At 70.4% G+C, this 15712-nt stretch carries 13 protein-coding genes; 11 read left to right on the plus strand and 2 right to left on the minus strand.

Annotated features, from left to right (window positions below; all coding sequences use genetic code 11):
- The first annotated feature begins 8 nt into the window (after nucleotides 1-8).
- The 9 genes from IAI59_RS08655 to thrC all read left to right on the plus strand — a co-directional run bounded on the left by IAI59_RS08655 (nucleotide 9) and on the right by thrC (nucleotide 10820).
- Nucleotides 9-2213: a primosomal protein N' gene (locus IAI59_RS08655; RefSeq protein WP_237180552.1), complete on the plus strand. Its 2205-nt coding sequence runs from the start codon at nucleotides 9-11 to the stop codon at nucleotides 2211-2213.
- Between the two features lie 204 nt (nucleotides 2214-2417).
- Nucleotides 2418-3023 (plus strand): F0F1 ATP synthase subunit delta, encoded by a 606-nt coding sequence (locus tag IAI59_RS08660; RefSeq protein ID WP_237181218.1) that lies wholly within the window; start codon nucleotides 2418-2420, stop codon nucleotides 3021-3023.
- Nucleotides 3023-4555, plus strand: coding sequence for a F0F1 ATP synthase subunit alpha (atpA, locus tag IAI59_RS08665; RefSeq protein ID WP_207416148.1), 1533 nt, complete (start codon nucleotides 3023-3025; stop codon nucleotides 4553-4555). The genes IAI59_RS08660 and atpA overlap by 1 nt, the downstream gene beginning before the upstream one ends.
- Before the next feature lie 23 nt (nucleotides 4556-4578).
- Nucleotides 4579-5463, plus strand: a complete 885-nt coding sequence (locus tag IAI59_RS08670; protein WP_207416149.1) for a F0F1 ATP synthase subunit gamma — start codon at nucleotides 4579-4581, stop codon at nucleotides 5461-5463.
- Between the two features lie 13 nt (nucleotides 5464-5476).
- Nucleotides 5477-6907, plus strand: coding sequence for a F0F1 ATP synthase subunit beta (gene atpD / locus IAI59_RS08675; RefSeq protein ID WP_207416150.1), 1431 nt, complete (start codon nucleotides 5477-5479; stop codon nucleotides 6905-6907).
- Nucleotides 6908-6922: 15 nt separating this feature from the next.
- Entirely contained in the window at nucleotides 6923-7333 is a 411-nt protein-coding gene (gene atpC / locus IAI59_RS08680; RefSeq protein WP_207416151.1) for an ATP synthase F1 subunit epsilon, read from the plus strand.
- 100 nt (nucleotides 7334-7433) lie between these two features.
- Entirely contained in the window at nucleotides 7434-8294 is an 861-nt protein-coding gene (locus tag IAI59_RS08685; RefSeq protein ID WP_207416152.1) for an acyl-ACP desaturase, read from the plus strand.
- Nucleotides 8294-9400: an endo-1,4-beta-xylanase gene (locus tag IAI59_RS08690; RefSeq protein ID WP_207416153.1), complete on the plus strand. Its 1107-nt coding sequence runs from the start codon at nucleotides 8294-8296 to the stop codon at nucleotides 9398-9400. The genes IAI59_RS08685 and IAI59_RS08690 overlap by 1 nt, the downstream gene beginning before the upstream one ends.
- A gap of 13 nt (nucleotides 9401-9413) precedes the next feature.
- Complete coding sequence (gene thrC / locus IAI59_RS08695; protein ID WP_207416154.1) at nucleotides 9414-10820, plus strand: threonine synthase; 1407 nt, start codon at nucleotides 9414-9416, stop codon at nucleotides 10818-10820.
- 10 nt (nucleotides 10821-10830) lie between these two features.
- Here the strand turns inward: thrC and IAI59_RS08700 are convergent, their stop codons facing one another.
- Entirely contained in the window at nucleotides 10831-11103 is a 273-nt protein-coding gene (locus tag IAI59_RS08700) for a hypothetical protein (protein ID WP_207416155.1), read from the minus strand.
- Between the two features lie 614 nt (nucleotides 11104-11717).
- Between IAI59_RS08700 and IAI59_RS08705 the strand changes: the two genes are divergently transcribed.
- Entirely contained in the window at nucleotides 11718-12983 is a 1266-nt protein-coding gene (locus IAI59_RS08705) for a M16 family metallopeptidase (RefSeq protein ID WP_207416156.1), read from the plus strand.
- Nucleotides 12980-14305: a TldD/PmbA family protein gene (locus tag IAI59_RS08710; RefSeq protein ID WP_207416157.1), complete on the plus strand. Its 1326-nt coding sequence runs from the start codon at nucleotides 12980-12982 to the stop codon at nucleotides 14303-14305. The genes IAI59_RS08705 and IAI59_RS08710 overlap by 4 nt, the downstream gene beginning before the upstream one ends.
- On the opposite strand, the gene IAI59_RS08715 is transcribed toward IAI59_RS08710, so the two are convergent.
- Entirely contained in the window at nucleotides 14302-15456 is a 1155-nt protein-coding gene (locus tag IAI59_RS08715) for an acyltransferase family protein (protein ID WP_207443850.1), read from the minus strand. The two genes, IAI59_RS08710 and IAI59_RS08715, sit on opposite strands and share 4 nt — an antisense overlap.
- Nucleotides 15457-15712 lie beyond the last annotated feature (256 nt).

The following is a 15712-nucleotide window of genomic DNA, read 5'->3' on the forward strand; positions in this document are numbered from 1 at the left end:
CAACCGAGATGTCACCGCTCAGGCCCCGCCTGCGCGTGCTGCTGCCCCTGCCCCTGGCGGGTGCCTATGACTACCGGGTGCCGCAGGGCATGGAGCCGCCGCCGCTGGGCGCCTTCGTGGTGGTGCCGCTGTCCGGCCGCGCGATGATCGGCGTGATCTGGGACGGCGACGCCGATCCCGCGCTGCCCGAGCGCAAGCTGCGCGACATCGAGCAGGTGCTGGACGTGCCGCCGATGACGGCGAGCCTGCGGAAGTTCGTCGACTGGGTGGCGGCCTACACCGTCAGCCCGCCGGGTGCCGTGCTGCGCATGGCGATGAGCAGCCCCTCGGCGCTGGAGCCGCCGGCGGCGCGCGCGGGCTGGCGCCTGTCCGCCGCCGGCCGCGCCACGCTGGAGCGGGGCGGCAAGGTCACCCCCACCCGGCAGCGGGTGCTGGAAGCCATGGCGGGCGAGCTGGACGGCGAGCCGCATCTGGCCTCCGCCATCGCCGCCGCCGCGGGCGTGTCCACCGGCGTGCTGCGCGGCATGGCCGATGCGGGGCTGCTGGAGCCCGCGCTGATCGCCCGCGCGGTGGAGTTCCTGCCGCCCGACCTGAAGCGCACCGGCCCGCAACTGGGCGAGGACCAGCAGGTGGCCGCGCGCGCCATGCGGGAAGGGGTGGCCAAGGGCGGCTTCGGCGTCACGCTGCTGTCCGGCGTCACCGGTTCGGGCAAGACCGAGGTTTATCTGGAGGCAGTGGCCGAGTGCCTCGCGCGCGGCCGGCAGGCGCTGGTGCTGCTGCCCGAGATCGCGCTTTCCGCCCAGTGGCTGGAGCGGTTCGAGGCGCGCTTCGGCGTGCCGCCCGCCATGTGGCATTCCGAGCTGGGCAGCAAGCGGCGGCGCGACACCTGGCGCGGCGTGGCGGAAGGCCGCGTGCAGGCGCTGGTCGGCGCCCGCTCGGCGCTGTTCCTGCCGTTCCCGGACCTCGGCCTCATCGTGGTGGACGAGGAGCATGAGACCGCCTTCAAGCAGGAAGAGGGCGTGGTCTACCACGCCCGCGACATGGCGGTGGTGCGCGCCCGGCTGAACGAGGCCGCCTGCGTGCTGGTGTCCGCCACCCCCAGCCTGGAAACGCTGACCAACGCCGAGAACGGCCGCTACAGCAGCCTGGACCTGCCCAACCGCCACGGCGGCGCCACCCTGCCCAGCGTGCAGGCGATCGACCAGCGGGTGACGCCGCCGGAACGCGGCCGCTTTCTGTCGCCCCCCCTGGTGCAGGCGATCAACGAGGCGATCGGGCGGGGTGAGCAGGCGATGCTGTTCCTGAACCGCCGCGGCTACGCGCCGCTGACGCTGTGCCGCACCTGTGGCCACCGCATGCGCTGCCCCAACTGCACCGCCTGGCTGGTGGAGCACCGCATCCAGAAGCGGTTGCAGTGCCACCACTGCGGCCATGCCGAGCCGATCCCGCCCGCCTGCCCGGAATGCGGCGCCGAAGGCAGCATGACCCCGCTCGGCCCCGGGGTGGAGCGGGTGCAGGAGGAGGCGGCCGAGCTGTTCCCCGACGCCCGCCGCCTGGTGATGGCCAGCGACACGCTGCCCGGCCCGGCGGCGGCGGCGGAAGCCGCGCGGGCCATCCAGGCGCGCGAGGTGGACCTGATCATCGGCACGCAGATCGTCGCCAAGGGTTGGCATTTCCCGCATCTGACGGTGGTCGGCGTGGTGGATGCCGACCTCGGCCTCGCGGGCGGCGACCTGCGGGCGGCGGAGCGCACGGTGCAGCTTTTGCACCAGGTGGCGGGCCGCGCCGGGCGGGCCGAGGCGCCGGGTCGGGTGCTGCTGCAATCCTGGAACCCGGAGCACCCGGTGATGCAGGCGCTGATTTCCGGCGACCTCGCGGGCTTCATGGCGGCCGAGGCCGACCAGCGCCGCCCCGGCCACTGGCCGCCCTTCGGCCGGCTGGCCGCGCTGATCGTGAGTTCCGAGGATGAGCGGGAAGCCGACCAGATCGCCCGCGACCTGGGGCTGGAAGCGCCCGGCGGGGAAGGGGTGGAGGTGCTGGGCCCGGCCCCCGCGCCGCTGGCCCTGTTGCGCGGCCGGCACCGCCGGCGGCTGCTGATCAAGGTGCGGCGGGACGTGGCGGTGCAGCCGATCCTGCGCGAATGGCTGAGCCGGGTGCGTGTGCCCAACTCGGTCAAGGTGCAGCTGGATGTGGACCCGGTGAGCTTTCTGTGACGCCCCTGGTATGCCGGGGCGGGCGCAAGGGGCTCTAAATTGAAGGTTCGGTAACGAATCAGGCGCGGACCCGTTGCCGCCCGCCGACCGGGCGTGTTAAGGCCGGGCCGCCGCGACGGAACGCTTTTCCGGACGCGTCGTCATTGCTGCCCGGGGCGGATTTCCCGTCCCAGGGGCAGCCAGGATAACAGAACGGGATTGTCCGTGGCCTCCGAAGCGCCCACCGCCTCGCCGAACACGTCTATCGCCTCTGGTCCCGCCGTTGGTCATGCCAGCGGCCTGGCCCAGCGCTACGCGCTGGCGCTGCTGGAACTCGCCAAGGACCGGAAGGAGGTCGACCGCGTGGCGACCGACCTCGACCGCCTGTTCGCGCTGTGGCGCGAGGATGCCGGCTTCCGCTCCTTCGTGCAGGACCCGCGCCTGGATGCGGGGTCGCAGCGCCGCGGCGCCTTTGCCATCCTGGAGCGCGCCGGCATCGCCGGCGAGGTGCGCAACCTGGTGGGCGTGCTGATCGCCAACCGCCGCCTGGGCGCCCTGCCGCAGGTCGCCAGCGCCTTCGGGCAGCTGCTTGCCGAGCAGCGCGGCCAGCAGACCGCCGAGGTCGCCACCGCCCATCCGCTGACCGACGTCCAGCGCACGCAGCTGACTGCGCGCCTGACCGAGGCCGGCTATTCCAACGTGAAGCTGGTCGAGCGCACCGACCCCTCCCTGCTGGGCGGGTTGGTTGTGCGTATCGGCGCCAAGCTTTTCGACAGTTCGATCAAGTCCAAGCTGCAGCGCATGCAGTATGCCATGAAGGGGGCCGCCTGATGGATATCCGTCCCGCCGAGATCTCGGAGATCCTGAAGCAGCAGATCGCCGGCTTCGACGCCGAAGCGAATGTTGCCGAAGTCGGCACCGTCTTGACCGTGGGCGACGGCATTGCCCGCGTCTACGGCTTGCAGAACGTCATGGCCGGTGAGCTGGTGGAGTTCCCCTCCGCCGGCCTCAAGGGCATGGCGCTGAACCTCGAAACCGACAACGTCGGCATCGTGCTGTTCGGCGACGACAAGAACGTCAAGGAAGGCGACACCGTGCAGCGCACGGGTGACATCGTCTCCGTGCCGACCGGCCGTGGCCTGCTGGGCCGCGTGGTCGATGGCCTGGGCAACCCGATCGACGGCAAGGGCCCGCTGGTCGACGTGACCCAGCAGCTCGTCGAGGTGAAGGCGCCGGGCATCATCCCGCGCAAGTCCGTGCACGAGCCGATGCAGACCGGCATCAAGGCGATCGACGCCCTGATCCCGATCGGCCGCGGCCAGCGCGAGCTGGTGATCGGTGACCGTCAGACCGGCAAGACCGCCGTCATCATCGACACCATCATCAACCAGAAGCCGATCAACCAGGGCACGGACGAGAGCAAGAAGCTCTACTGCATCTACGTCGCCATCGGGCAGAAGCGCTCGACGGTCGCGCAGCTGGTCCGCACGCTGGAAGAGAACGGCGCGATGGAATACTCCATCGTCGTCGCCGCCACGGCCTCCGACCCGGCGCCGATGCAGTTCCTGGCGCCCTACACCGGTTGCGCCATGGGCGAGTACTTCCGCGACAGCGGCAAGCACGCCGTCATCTTCTACGACGATCTGTCCAAGCAGGCCGTCGCCTACCGCCAGATGTCGCTGCTGCTGCGCCGTCCGCCGGGCCGCGAGGCCTACCCGGGCGACGTGTTCTACCTGCACTCCCGCCTCTTGGAGCGCGCGGCGAAGATGGGCGAGGCCGCCGGCCTCGGCTCGCTGACCGCGCTGCCGGTGATCGAGACGCAGGCGGGCGACGTGTCCGCCTACATCCCGACCAACGTGATCTCCATCACGGACGGCCAGATCTTCCTGGAGACCGAGCTGTTCTACAAGGGCATCCGCCCTGCCGTGAACGTCGGCCTGTCCGTGTCGCGCGTCGGCTCCGCCGCCCAGATCAAGGCGATGAAGCAGGTTGCCGGCAAGATCAAGCTGGAGCTGGCCCAGTACCGCGAGATGGCGGCCTTCGCCCAGTTCGCCTCGGACCTCGACGCCTCCACCCAGGCCCTGCTGGCCCGTGGCGCGCGCCTGACCGAGCTGTTGAAGCAGCCGCAGTTCCAGCCCGTGCCGGTGGAGGAGCAGGTGGTGTCCCTGTTCGCCGGCGTGCGCGGCTACCTGGACGCGATCCCGGTCAACAAGGTCGGTGCCTTCGAGCGGCAGCTGCTGTCGGGGGTCCGGTCCGAGAAGCCCGAGATCCTGGCCGGCATCCGCGACAAGAAGGAGCTGTCCAAGGACAACGAGGCCGCGCTGGTGTCGTTCCTGGACGGCTTCAGCAAGTCCTTCTCCTGAAGCGAGGCTAGGGGAGCACACCCATGGCCAACCTGAAGGACCTGCGGGGGCGCATCAACAGCGTCAAATCCACCCGCAAGATCACCCAGGCGATGAAGATGGTCGCGGCGGCGAAGCTCCGCCGCGCCCAGCAGCAGGCCGAGGCCGCGCGCCCCTATGCCGAGCGCATGGAGCGGATGCTGGCCTCGCTCGGTGCCGCCGTCGCCGGCAGCCCGGACGCGCCCAAGCTGCTGGTCGGCTCCGGCGCCGACAAGGTGCACCTGCTGGTCGTCGTCACCGCCGACCGCGGCCTGGCGGGCGCGTTCAACACCAACGTCAGCCGCTATGCGCGCAATCTGGTCCGTGACCTGGAAAGCCAGGGCAAGACGGTCAAGGTCATCACGGTGGGCCGCAAGGGCGCGGCCTATCTGAAGCGCGAGCTGGCGAGCCGGGTGGTCGAGGAGATCAACTACGTCGGCAAGAAGCGCGTGGGCTTCGAGGAGGCCGACACGCTGGCCACCCGCATCACCGCGATGCTGGAAGCCGGCGAGTTCGACGTCTGCACCCTGGTGTACAACCGCTTCCGCTCGGTGATCGCCCAGGTGCCGTCGGCGCAGCAGCTGATCCCGACCGTGCTGCCCGCGGCCCAGGCGACACCCGCCGACGGTGCCCAGGCGTGGTACGAGTACGAGCCGGACGAGGCCACCATCCTCGCCCAGCTGCTGCCCAAGAACCTGGCGATCCAGATCTATCGCGCCATGCTGGAAAACTCGGCCGGCTTCTTCGGCAGCCAGATGAACGCGATGGACAACGCCACCCGCAACGCGGGCGACATGATCAACAAGCTGACCCTGACCTACAACCGGACGCGTCAGGCCAACATCACCCGCGAGCTGATCGAGATCATCTCCGGTGCTGAAGCGCTCTGAGGGAATCACCGCCATGAAGAACAACGTCGGCAAGGTAACGCAGGTCCTCGGCGCCGTCGTGGACGTGCAGTTCCCCGAAGAGCTGCCCGGCATGCTGAACGCGCTGCAGCTGAAGATCGGCGACCGCACCCTGGTGCTGGAAGTCGCGCAGCACCTGGGCGAGCGCACCGTGCGCACCATCGCCATGGACACGACCGACGGCCTGGTGCGCGGCACCGAGGTGGTCGACACCGGCAAGGGCATCTCCGTGCCGGTGGGCGAGGGCACGCTCGGCCGCATCTTGAACGTCATCGGCGAGCCGATCGACGAGCGCGGCGCGGTGCCGCACGACAAGTCCTACACCATCCACCGCTCCGCCCCGCTGTTCGAGGACCAGGCCACCTCGGCCGAGATCCTGGTCACGGGCATCAAGGTCATCGACCTGCTGGCCCCCTACCTGAAGGGCGGCAAGATCGGCCTGTTCGGCGGCGCCGGCGTCGGCAAGACCGTGACCATCCAGGAGCTGATCAACAACATCGCCAAGGGCCATGGCGGCGTGTCGGTCTTCGCGGGCGTCGGTGAGCGCACCCGCGAGGGCAACGATCTCTATCACGAGATGATCGATGCCGGCGTCATCAAGCTGGGCGAGAACGGCTCCACCGAGGGTTCCAAGGTGGCGCTGGTCTATGGCCAGATGAACGAGCCGCCGGGCGCCCGCGCCCGCGTCGCGCTGTCCGGCCTGTCGATGGCGGAATACTTCCGCGACGAGCAGGGCCAGGACGTGCTCTTCTTCATCGACAACATCTTCCGCTTCACCCAGGCGGGTGCCGAGGTCTCGGCGCTGCTGGGCCGCATCCCCTCCGCGGTGGGCTACCAGCCGACGCTGGCCACCGACATGGGCGCGCTGCAGGAGCGGATCACCTCCACGAAGAAGGGCTCGATCACCTCGGTGCAGGCCATCTACGTGCCCGCCGACGACTTGACCGACCCGGCGCCCGCCACGTCCTTCGCCCACCTGGACGCGACCACCGTGCTGAACCGCTCGATCGCCGAGCTGGGCATCTTCCCGGCCGTCGATCCGCTGGACTCCACCTCCCGCGCGCTCGACCCCCGCGTGATCGGCGAGGAGCACTACAACACGGCGCGCGACGTGCAGCGCATCCTGCAGACCTACAAGTCCCTGCAGGACATCATCGCCATCCTGGGCATGGATGAGCTGTCGGAAGAGGACAAGCTGGTCGTGGCGCGCGCGCGCAAGATCCAGCGTTTCCTGTCCCAGCCCTTCCACGTGGCCGAGGTGTTCACGGGCTCGCCGGGCGTGTTCGTGAAGATCGAGGACACCGTCCGCTCCTTCGCCGCCATCGTGAAGGGCGAGTACGACCACCTGCCGGAAGCCGCCTTCTACATGGTCGGCGCCATCGAGGACGCGGTGAAGAAGGCCGAAGGCCTGAAGACCGCGGCCTGAGGATAGAACAGCACCATGGCGACCTTCGACCTTGAACTGGTGAGCCCGGAGAAGCTGCTGCTTTCCCGGCCCGTCGAGATGGCGATCATCCCGGCGGCCGAGGGCGACATGGGCATCCTGCCGGGCCATTCCCCGATGATCGTCGCCCTCAAGGGCGGCGTCATCGAGGTGCGCGGCGGCGGCTCGGCCACCGAGCGGCTGTTTGTCGCCGGCGGCTTCGCCGAGATCACGCCGACCCGCGTGACGGTGCTGGCCGACGAGGCCACCCCCGTCGCGCAGATCTCGCGCGCCGAGGCCGATGCCCGCGTGCGCGAGGCCGAGGCCACGTACCAGGCCCAGGCCAACGACGCGCCCGAGCTGCGCGAAAAGGCGATGGACCGCCTGCTCGCCGCGCGGGCAATGCGGGATGTCGCCGGCGCGGCCTGACGCGCCGTCATCCCCTTGAAACATGGCGCCGCGCACGGGACATTGTCCCCTGCGCGGCGTTGTCGTTTCAACGCTGCCACAACACAGGTCGGGAAGCACCATGAAGCATTGGCGTATCGAGCAGGTGGAATGGGACCGCTTCGATCCGTCGAAGATCGACCCTGGCATCATCCCGCTGGTCAAGGCGGCGGCCATGGTCGAGAAGAACGGCGTGGACTATGCGCAGTACCTCAAGGGCGTGTTCGTCGACGACCCCGACTTCCGCCAGGCCTCGGACAACTGGGCGGTGGAGGAGGTGCAGCACGGCGATGCCCTGGGCAAGTGGGCGATGCTGGCCGATCCGTCCTGGGACTTCGACGAAAGCTTCAAGCGCTACCGCGAAGGCTACAAGATCGACGTCAATGCCGACGCCTCCATCCGCGGCAGCCGCACCGGCGAGCTGATCGCGCGCTGCATGGTCGAGACCGGCACCTCCTCCTACTACACCGCGCTGGGCGAGGAGACGGAGGAGCCGGTGCTGAAGGAGATCTGCCGGCTGATCGCGGCGGATGAGTACCGCCACTTCAAGCTCTTCTACGACCACATGAAGCGCTACCTGGCGCGCGAGAAGCTGTCCTTCCTGCAGCGGCTCAAGGTCGCCGCCGGGCGCATCGGCGAGAGCGAGGACGACGAGCTGGCCTTCGCCTTCCACTGCGGCAACGACCCGGTGGGTGTGCCTTACGATCATAACCGTTGTATCGCTGGCTATATGAGCCGGGCCATGGGTTACTATCGCTACCGGCATATCGAGCGGGGCATGGGCATGGTCTTCAAGTCGATCGGGCTGCCGCCGCGCGGGCGGATGTCCACCATCGCGGCCAAGGGTGCGTGGCGGCTGCTGTGCTGGCGGCGCGACAAGTTCCAGCGCGACCTCGGCGGCGCGGCGAACGAGAACGCCGGCAACGCGGCGCGAGCCGCCTGATGCCCCCCCTGACCCGGCGGCTGTTGCTCGCGGCCGGGTCGGCCGGCGCGGCGCATGCCGCCCTGGCCCAGCCGGCCACCGCCGGGCTGGGGGAGATCGCCAAGGCCAACGGCATCACCTTCGGGGCCGCCGCGCAAGGCGGCCTGCTGGGCCGCGACCCGGCCTATGCCGCCGCCTTTCAGCGCGAATGCGCGCTGCTGGTGCCGGAATACGAGGGCAAGTGGGCGGCCCTGCAGCCCGCCGCCGGGCGCTTCGACTTCAAGCCGCTGGATTCGGTGCTGCGCTGGGCCCGCGCCAACGGCAAGGCGGTGCGCGGCCACACCCTGGTTTGGCACAAGGACCTGCCCCCCTGGGCGCAGGCCGCGCTGCTGGAAGGGCCCGAGCGGGCGCGTGCGGTGCTGGCCGCCCACATCAACGGCGTGCTGGACTACACCCGCGCGCAGCTGCGCGACTGGGACGTGGTCAACGAGGTGGTCGCCGACCCCGCCGGCTCCGACACCCCGCAGTCGGAGCCGGGCAACCTGCGAGCCTCGCCCTGGCTCGCGGCGCTGGGCCCCTCCTACATCGATACGGCGCTGCGGCTGGCCCGCGCGCGCGACGCCACCTTGCGGCTGACGCTGAACGAATACGGCATCGAGGAAGCCACCCCCGCCGCCGACGAGAAGCGCCGCCGCCTGCTGGCGCTGGTGCGCGGCCTTTTGGAGCGGGGCGTGCCGCTGGACGCGGTGGGGCTGCAATCGCACCTGCAGCTGGCCAAGCCCTTCGACCCCGCCGTGCTGACGGGCTTCATCACCGCGTTGCGCGACCTCGGGCTCGCGGTGCTGATCACCGAGCTGGACGTGCGCGAAAGCTGGGACGCGCCGCAGGAGCTGCCGGCGCGCGACGCTCTGGTGGCGGAACGCACGCATGCCTTCGTGTCCACCGCGCTGGCCGCCGGCGTGCGCAGCGTGCTGTGCTGGGGGCTGTCCACCGGCCATTCCTGGCTGAGCACGGAACCCGCCGTGGCAATGCCGGAAGGCCGCATCCACCGCGGCCTGCCGTTCGACGCGCAATGGCAGCGCCTGCCCATGTGGGACGCCCTGGCCCGCGCCTTCGCCGGACGCTAACCTCCGCCGCATCATGCGCTACATCTCCACCCGGGGTCAGGCCCCGGCTCGCGACTTCGAAGACGTGCTGCTGGCGGGGCTCGCCGAGGATGGCGGGCTGTTCCTGCCCGAAACCTGGCCGGTGCTGAGCGCCGGGGAATGGCGCGCCCTGCGCGGCCTGCCGTATGCCGAGCTGTCGGCCCGGCTGATGGCCCTGTTCACCGGCCCCGGCATCCCGGAAGCCGAGCTGCTGCGGATGACGCGGGCGGCCTATGGCGGCTTCGGCCACGCGGCCACCGCGCCGCTGGTGCAGATCGAGCCCAACCTGTTCTCGCTGGAGCTGTTCCACGGCCCGACGCTCGCCTTCAAGGACATGGCGATGCAGCTGCTGGGGCTGTTGTTCGACCACGTGCTGGAAAAGCGCGGCGAGCGCATCACCATCGTCGCCGCCACCTCCGGCGACACCGGCTCGGCCGCCATCGAGGCCTGCCGCGACCGCGCGGCGATCGACATGGTGGTTCTGCACCCGGAAGGCCGCACCAGCGAGGTGCAGCGCCGTCAGATGACCACGGTGCTGTCCTCCAACATCCACAACATCGCCGTGCAGGGCAGCTTCGACGACTGCCAGGACCTGGTGAAGGCCATGTTCGGCGACGTGCCCTTCCGGCAGGAGATGCGGCTGTCCGCCGTCAACTCCATCAACTGGGCGCGCATCGCGGCGCAGGTGCCGTACTACGCCTACGCCGCGCTGGCGCTGGGCGCGCCAGACCGGCCCGTGGCCTTTTCCGTGCCCACGGGCAATTTCGGCAACGTCCTGGCGGCCTGGGTGGCGCGCCGCATGGGCCTGCCGGTCGAGACGCTGATCGTCGGCGCCAACCGCAACGACATCCTGGCCCGCTTTCTGGTGTCCAACGACATGTCCATGCTGCCGGTGGAGCCGAGCCTGTCGCCCTCCATGGACATCCAGGTGTCGTCCAACTTCGAGCGGCTCCTGTTCGAGCTGCTGGGCCGCGACCCGGTGGCCACGGCCGACATCATGACCCGCTTCCGCGCCGAGGGCCGCATGCCGGTGCCGGATGCCGCCTGGAAGCAGGCGACCACCCTGTTCGCCGGCTTCACCCTGTCGGACGAGGGCACGCTGGAGGAGATCCGCCGCCTGTACGCCGAGAGCGCCTACCTGGCCGACCCGCACACCGCCATCGGCACCGCCGCCGCGCGAGCGCTGCGGCCGCAGGACTGTTCCATCCCGGTGGTGGTGGCCGCCACGGCGCATCCGGCCAAGTTTCCCGATGCGGTGGAGCAGGCCACCGGCTTCCGCCCGCCGCTGCCGGCCCGCCTGGCCGACCTGTACCAGCGCGAGGAGCGCTTCGCCGTCATGCCCGGCGCGCTGGCGGACATCGAGGCGGCGGTACGCGCCCACGCCCGGCGCAACGCCGCCTGACGCCAGCGGCTCAGCGCGGCCTGCGGCGGGCGCCCTGGGACGCGAGCAGCGCGGCGCCGCCCACCAGCAGCAACGACAGGCTGGTGGGCTTGCGGGCGTCATGGCCCTGGCTCTCGGTGGCCGGACGGTTGCGGGAGGTGACGGGGGTGGTGGCGTCGGCGCGGCAGAAGCCGGCGGGGCGAACCGTGGGCTCCGGATCAATCCGCGGGTCCCGGGCGATGGCGGGCTGAGTGGCGAGGCCGGCCGCGACGGCAACAAGGCCGAAGATGTGACGACGTATCATGAAGCAGGCTTGGCCTTTACGCGGAGTCAGGGCTGAACCAGCACATTACGTGCCACGAAATTTTCGCCATTGTTTGAGGGTCTTGCGCCGGTTTCCCCATCTTGGATGCGGAAAGCGTAAATATCGCCGACGCGCGATGGGCCAGTTGCAACGGTCCGGATGCCCTCGCGGTCCGAGGGTCCTGACGCGCCGGCGGGCTGGTTCGCTGATCGCCGGCAGATCAAGGTGCCCGGCTCGGGCACGGGGGCGTCGGTGGGGTTTGGCACCGCGCCATGGCACGTCGGGGCTGGCGTCGGGATGATGGCGAACACGATCGCCGCCTGTGCCGTGATGTATGCCGGTCCTGGCCTGGCATCAGCGCCAAGGGTGCATCTCCCATATGCCCCCCAACTACCGTGGAACCGGATTCGCAATGACGGATCCGCCCAGTGACCCGGCGAAACCAGTACTCAAGAGGATTTCTCGCGAAGTTTTTCCGCGTTGCGCAAAGTTGCCGGACATTGCGCCGCGCCGCCGCGCGCCGGGGTCGCACAGCCGGGCCGGCGGCCCTACATTGCAAGGCAGACGTTGCAACATCGCCCGCTGTCCGGCGGGCATCACCGGAAGTCCCACGAATGTCTGATGCGGTGCGGCTGACGCGCCTTTCCAACGGCCTGACCGTCGTCTCCGAGACGATGCCGCGGGTCGAGACCGTTTCCATCGGCGCCTATGTCCATGCCGGCACGCGCGACGAGGCGGCACCGGAAAACGGCGTGTCCCATTTCTTGGAGCACATGGCCTTTAAAGGCACGCAGAAGCGCGACGCCGCCGCCATCGCCCGCGAGATCGAGAACGTGGGCGGCCATCTGAACGCCTACACGGCGCGCGAGAACACCGCCTACTACGCCAAGGTGCTGAAGGAGGACATGCCGCTCGCCGCCGACATCCTCGGCGACATCCTGACGCATTCCACCTTCATCCCGGAGGAGCTGGAGCGCGAGCGCGGCGTGATCCTGCAGGAGATCGGCCAGGCGAACGACACGCCGGACGACATCGTCTTCGATCACTTCCAGGCCACCGCCTTCCCCGACCAGGCGATGGGCCGCCCGACGCTGGGCTCGGAAGAGATCATCGCCAAGATGCCGCGCGAGGTGCTGACCGGCTACATGCGCCACCACTACGGCGCCAGCCGAATGGTCGTCGCCGCCGCCGGCGCACTGGAGCACGACGACCTCGTGGCCCAGGTGAAGCGCCACTTCGGCGACCTGCCGGTCGTCGACCCCGCGCTGGGCGAGGCCGCCCGCTACCAGGGCGGCGAGTTCCGCGAGGAGCGCGACCTCGACCAGGTGCACGTGGTGCTGGGCTTCGAGGGCCCGGCGGTGGCCACCCAGTGGCATTACCCGACCATGCTGCTGTCCACCCTGCTGGGCGGCGGCATGTCCTCGCGCCTGTTCCAGGAGATCCGCGAGAAGCGCGGGCTGGTGTATTCCATCTATTCCTTCGCGCAGCCCTTCCGCGACGGCGGAGTCTTCTCGATCTACGCCGGCACCGGCGAGGAGCAGGCGGCCGAGCTGGTGCCCGTGACCCTGCAGGAGCTGAAGCGGGTGCAGCACGACGTCTCGGCCGACGAGCTGAACCGCGCCAAGGCGCAGTTGCGCGCCTCCGTGCTGATGTCGCTGGAATCCACCGGCAGCCGCTGCGAGCAGCTGGCCCGCCAGCTGCAGGTGCACGGCCGCATCATCGACCCGGAGGAAACCAAGCGGAAGATCGCCGCCGTGACCATCGAGGAGGTGCAGCAGGCGGCGGCCATGATCTTCCGCTCGCGCCCGACGCTGGCCGCCCTCGGCCCCGCCGGCAAGGTGCCCGGCCTGCCGGCGATCGTGGACCAGCTGGCGGCATGAACCGGCTGGAAACGCTCGCCGCCCTGGTGGCCGCCGCCCGCGCGGCGGGGGCCGACGCGGCCGATGCCATGCTGGTCCAGGGCACCTCGCTGTCCGTCGCCCGCCGGCTCGGCGCCATCGAGCAGCTGGAGCGGGCGGAGGGGCTGGACCTCGGCCTGCGGGTGTTCGTCGGCCGGCGGCAGGCGATCGTTTCCTCCACCGACCCGGACCACGGCGGCTTCGCCGCGCTCGCGGCGCGCGCCGTGGCCATGGCGCGCGCCGTGCCGGAGGACCGCTTTTCCGGACTGCCGGAGCGCGTGGCCACGCCGCCGCGCGACCTCGACCTCGACGACCCGTCCGAGCCCACGGCCGAGGCGCTGCTGGCCCGCGCGGCGGAAGCCGAGGAAGCGGCGCTGGCCACCGCCGGTGTCAGCAATAGCAACGGCGCGGAGGCGGGCTTCAGCCGTACCCGCGTGGCCTTGCTGGCGTCCAACGGCTTCGCGGGCGAATACAGCCGCACCAGCCATTCCACCTCCGTGTCCTGCCTGGCGGGCGAGGGGACGGCGATGGAACGGGACTACGACTATAGCTCCGCCGTCCACCTGTCGGATCTTGAGGATGCCGCGAGCCTTGGCCGCCGCGCGGGCGAGCGGGCGGTGCGCCGGCTGAACCCCACCCGCCCGGCCAGCCGGCGGCTGAGCGTGGTGTACGATCCGCGCGTGTCGGCCTCGTTGCTCGGCCACCTGTCGGCCGCCATCAACGGTGCGGCCGTGGCGCGCGGCACTTCTTTCCTGCGCGACAGCATGGGCCGGCAGGTGATGGCCGCCGGCCTGACGCTGCGCGACGACCCGCTGCGCCCGCGCGGCCTGCGCTCCCGCCCCTTCGACGGCGAGGGCATGCCCGGCGAGGCGCGTGCGCTGGTCGAGGACGGCATCCTCCGTTCCTGGGTGCTGGACTGGCGCAGCGCGCGGCAGCTCGGCCTGTCTTCCACCGGCCATGCCGGGCGGGGCGTTTCCGGACCGCCGTCGCCCGGCCCCACCAACCTGTGGCTGGAGCCGGGGAGCGTGTCGCCTGCCGAGCTGATGAGCGACATCGACGAGGGCTTCTACGTCACGGAGATGATGGGCAGCAGCATCAACGGCGTGACCGGCGACTACAGCCGCGGTGCCTCGGGCTTCATGATCCGCCGGGGCGAACTGGCGGAGCCGGTGGGCGGCGTCACCATCGCCGGCAACCTGCGCGAGATGTTCCTGCACCTCGCTTCCGCTGACGACCTGCGCTTCCGCCGCGGCACCGATGCCGCGACGCTGCGGGTGGATGGCATGACCCTGGCGGGCGCCTAGGTCAGGCCGGCCCGGGGCGCCGCCGCAACGCCGTAGATGTGGACGCGGGCGAAGCGGCTGTGCCGCAGCGCCTGCTGGAAGGGCAGTTCCACCCGGCGGTGCAGCAGCGCCGCGATGGGGATCAGCGCGGCCAGGAACAGCAGCAGCGCCGCCAGCGACGCCCCTGGCCCGAGCAGCCGCCCGATGTCCTGCCCCAGCAGCACCTGGCTGGCGGTCAGCGTCGCCTGCAGCAGCAGCATGTGCACGAGGTACAGCGAGTAGGAGATCTGGCCCAGCCGGAGAAAGGGCAGCCAGGACAGCGCCCGGCCGATGGTGCCCTCGTTGCGCGCCAGTGCCAGGATCAACAGCGCCATCAGCGGCGGCACCAGGATGTCCGGGATGTCGAAATGCAGGGTGCCCGCCACGGCCGCCAGCGCCAAGGCCGTCAGCCCGTCCCGCCGCAGCGGCAGCAGTTGCAGCGAGGCGTGGAGCCGGAACAGCGCCATGCCCGCCAGGAACTCGAACAGGCAGCGCAGCGCGCCGAGGTTGTAGGTGAGGTCCAGGTTCCGCCCGCCGCCGGAAATGACCGCGAGCCCCAGGATGCCCAGCCCCACGGGCAGCAGGCAGCGCCGGCCGCCGAAGCGCATCAGCGGCAGGGCCAGCAGCGGAAAAGCCAGGTAGCTCATCCATTCGGCGCCGATCGACCAGGCGGGGCCGTTCCAGGACAGCGTGCCCGCCAGGGCGGTGGTTTGCAGCAGGCCCAGGTTGAGCATCAGCAAATAGGGGCTCATGTCGAAGCTGAAGGGCCGCAGCGCCACCAGCCCCGCCGCGTGCAGCGGCACCCGCGCCAGCTCCAGCAGCAGGAAGCCCAGCAGCACGGCGACATGCAGCGGATAGATGCGCGCCAGCCGCGCGAAGGCGAACTGCTTGACGCTGGCCCAGCGCAGGCCGCCCGCGAACTGGTGGCCATAGGCGTAGCTGATGACAAAGCCGCTGAGCAGAAAGAAGAAGTCCACCCACAGGTAGCTCTTGCCCACGAAGGCGGTGTGCGGCGCGAAATCCAGGTTGGGCAGAAAGTCGCCCGAGTAATGGAAGATCACCACGAACAGCGCGGCGAAGCCGCGGAACGAGGTCAGGGCCTTGAATTCGGCTTTGCCGGCGGTGGTGGGCACGTGTTGCATCGGGGGGAGCTGTGTTCTCGGGCCGCGGGCCAGCGCGGCATGGGCGTGTCGGAAGGGAAGGCACGCGCATTCCCGGGCCGGAGAGGGCGCCGCCCCGGCCATGCTCACGCTAACGGGGAGGGAGGCGCATTGTTGCACGGGCTGATGGCGCGAGACCCGGCCCGGCGTTTTTCCATCCCGCTCCCGCTGCCGCTCCCCTAAGCTTCGCGGGAGACGGACAAGCGGCCGCCAAAGGCCGCGCGTGGAG

The sequence above is a fragment of the Roseomonas haemaphysalidis genome, from assembly GCF_017355405.1.
Lineage (GTDB): Bacteria > Pseudomonadota > Alphaproteobacteria > Acetobacterales > Acetobacteraceae > Pseudoroseomonas > Pseudoroseomonas haemaphysalidis.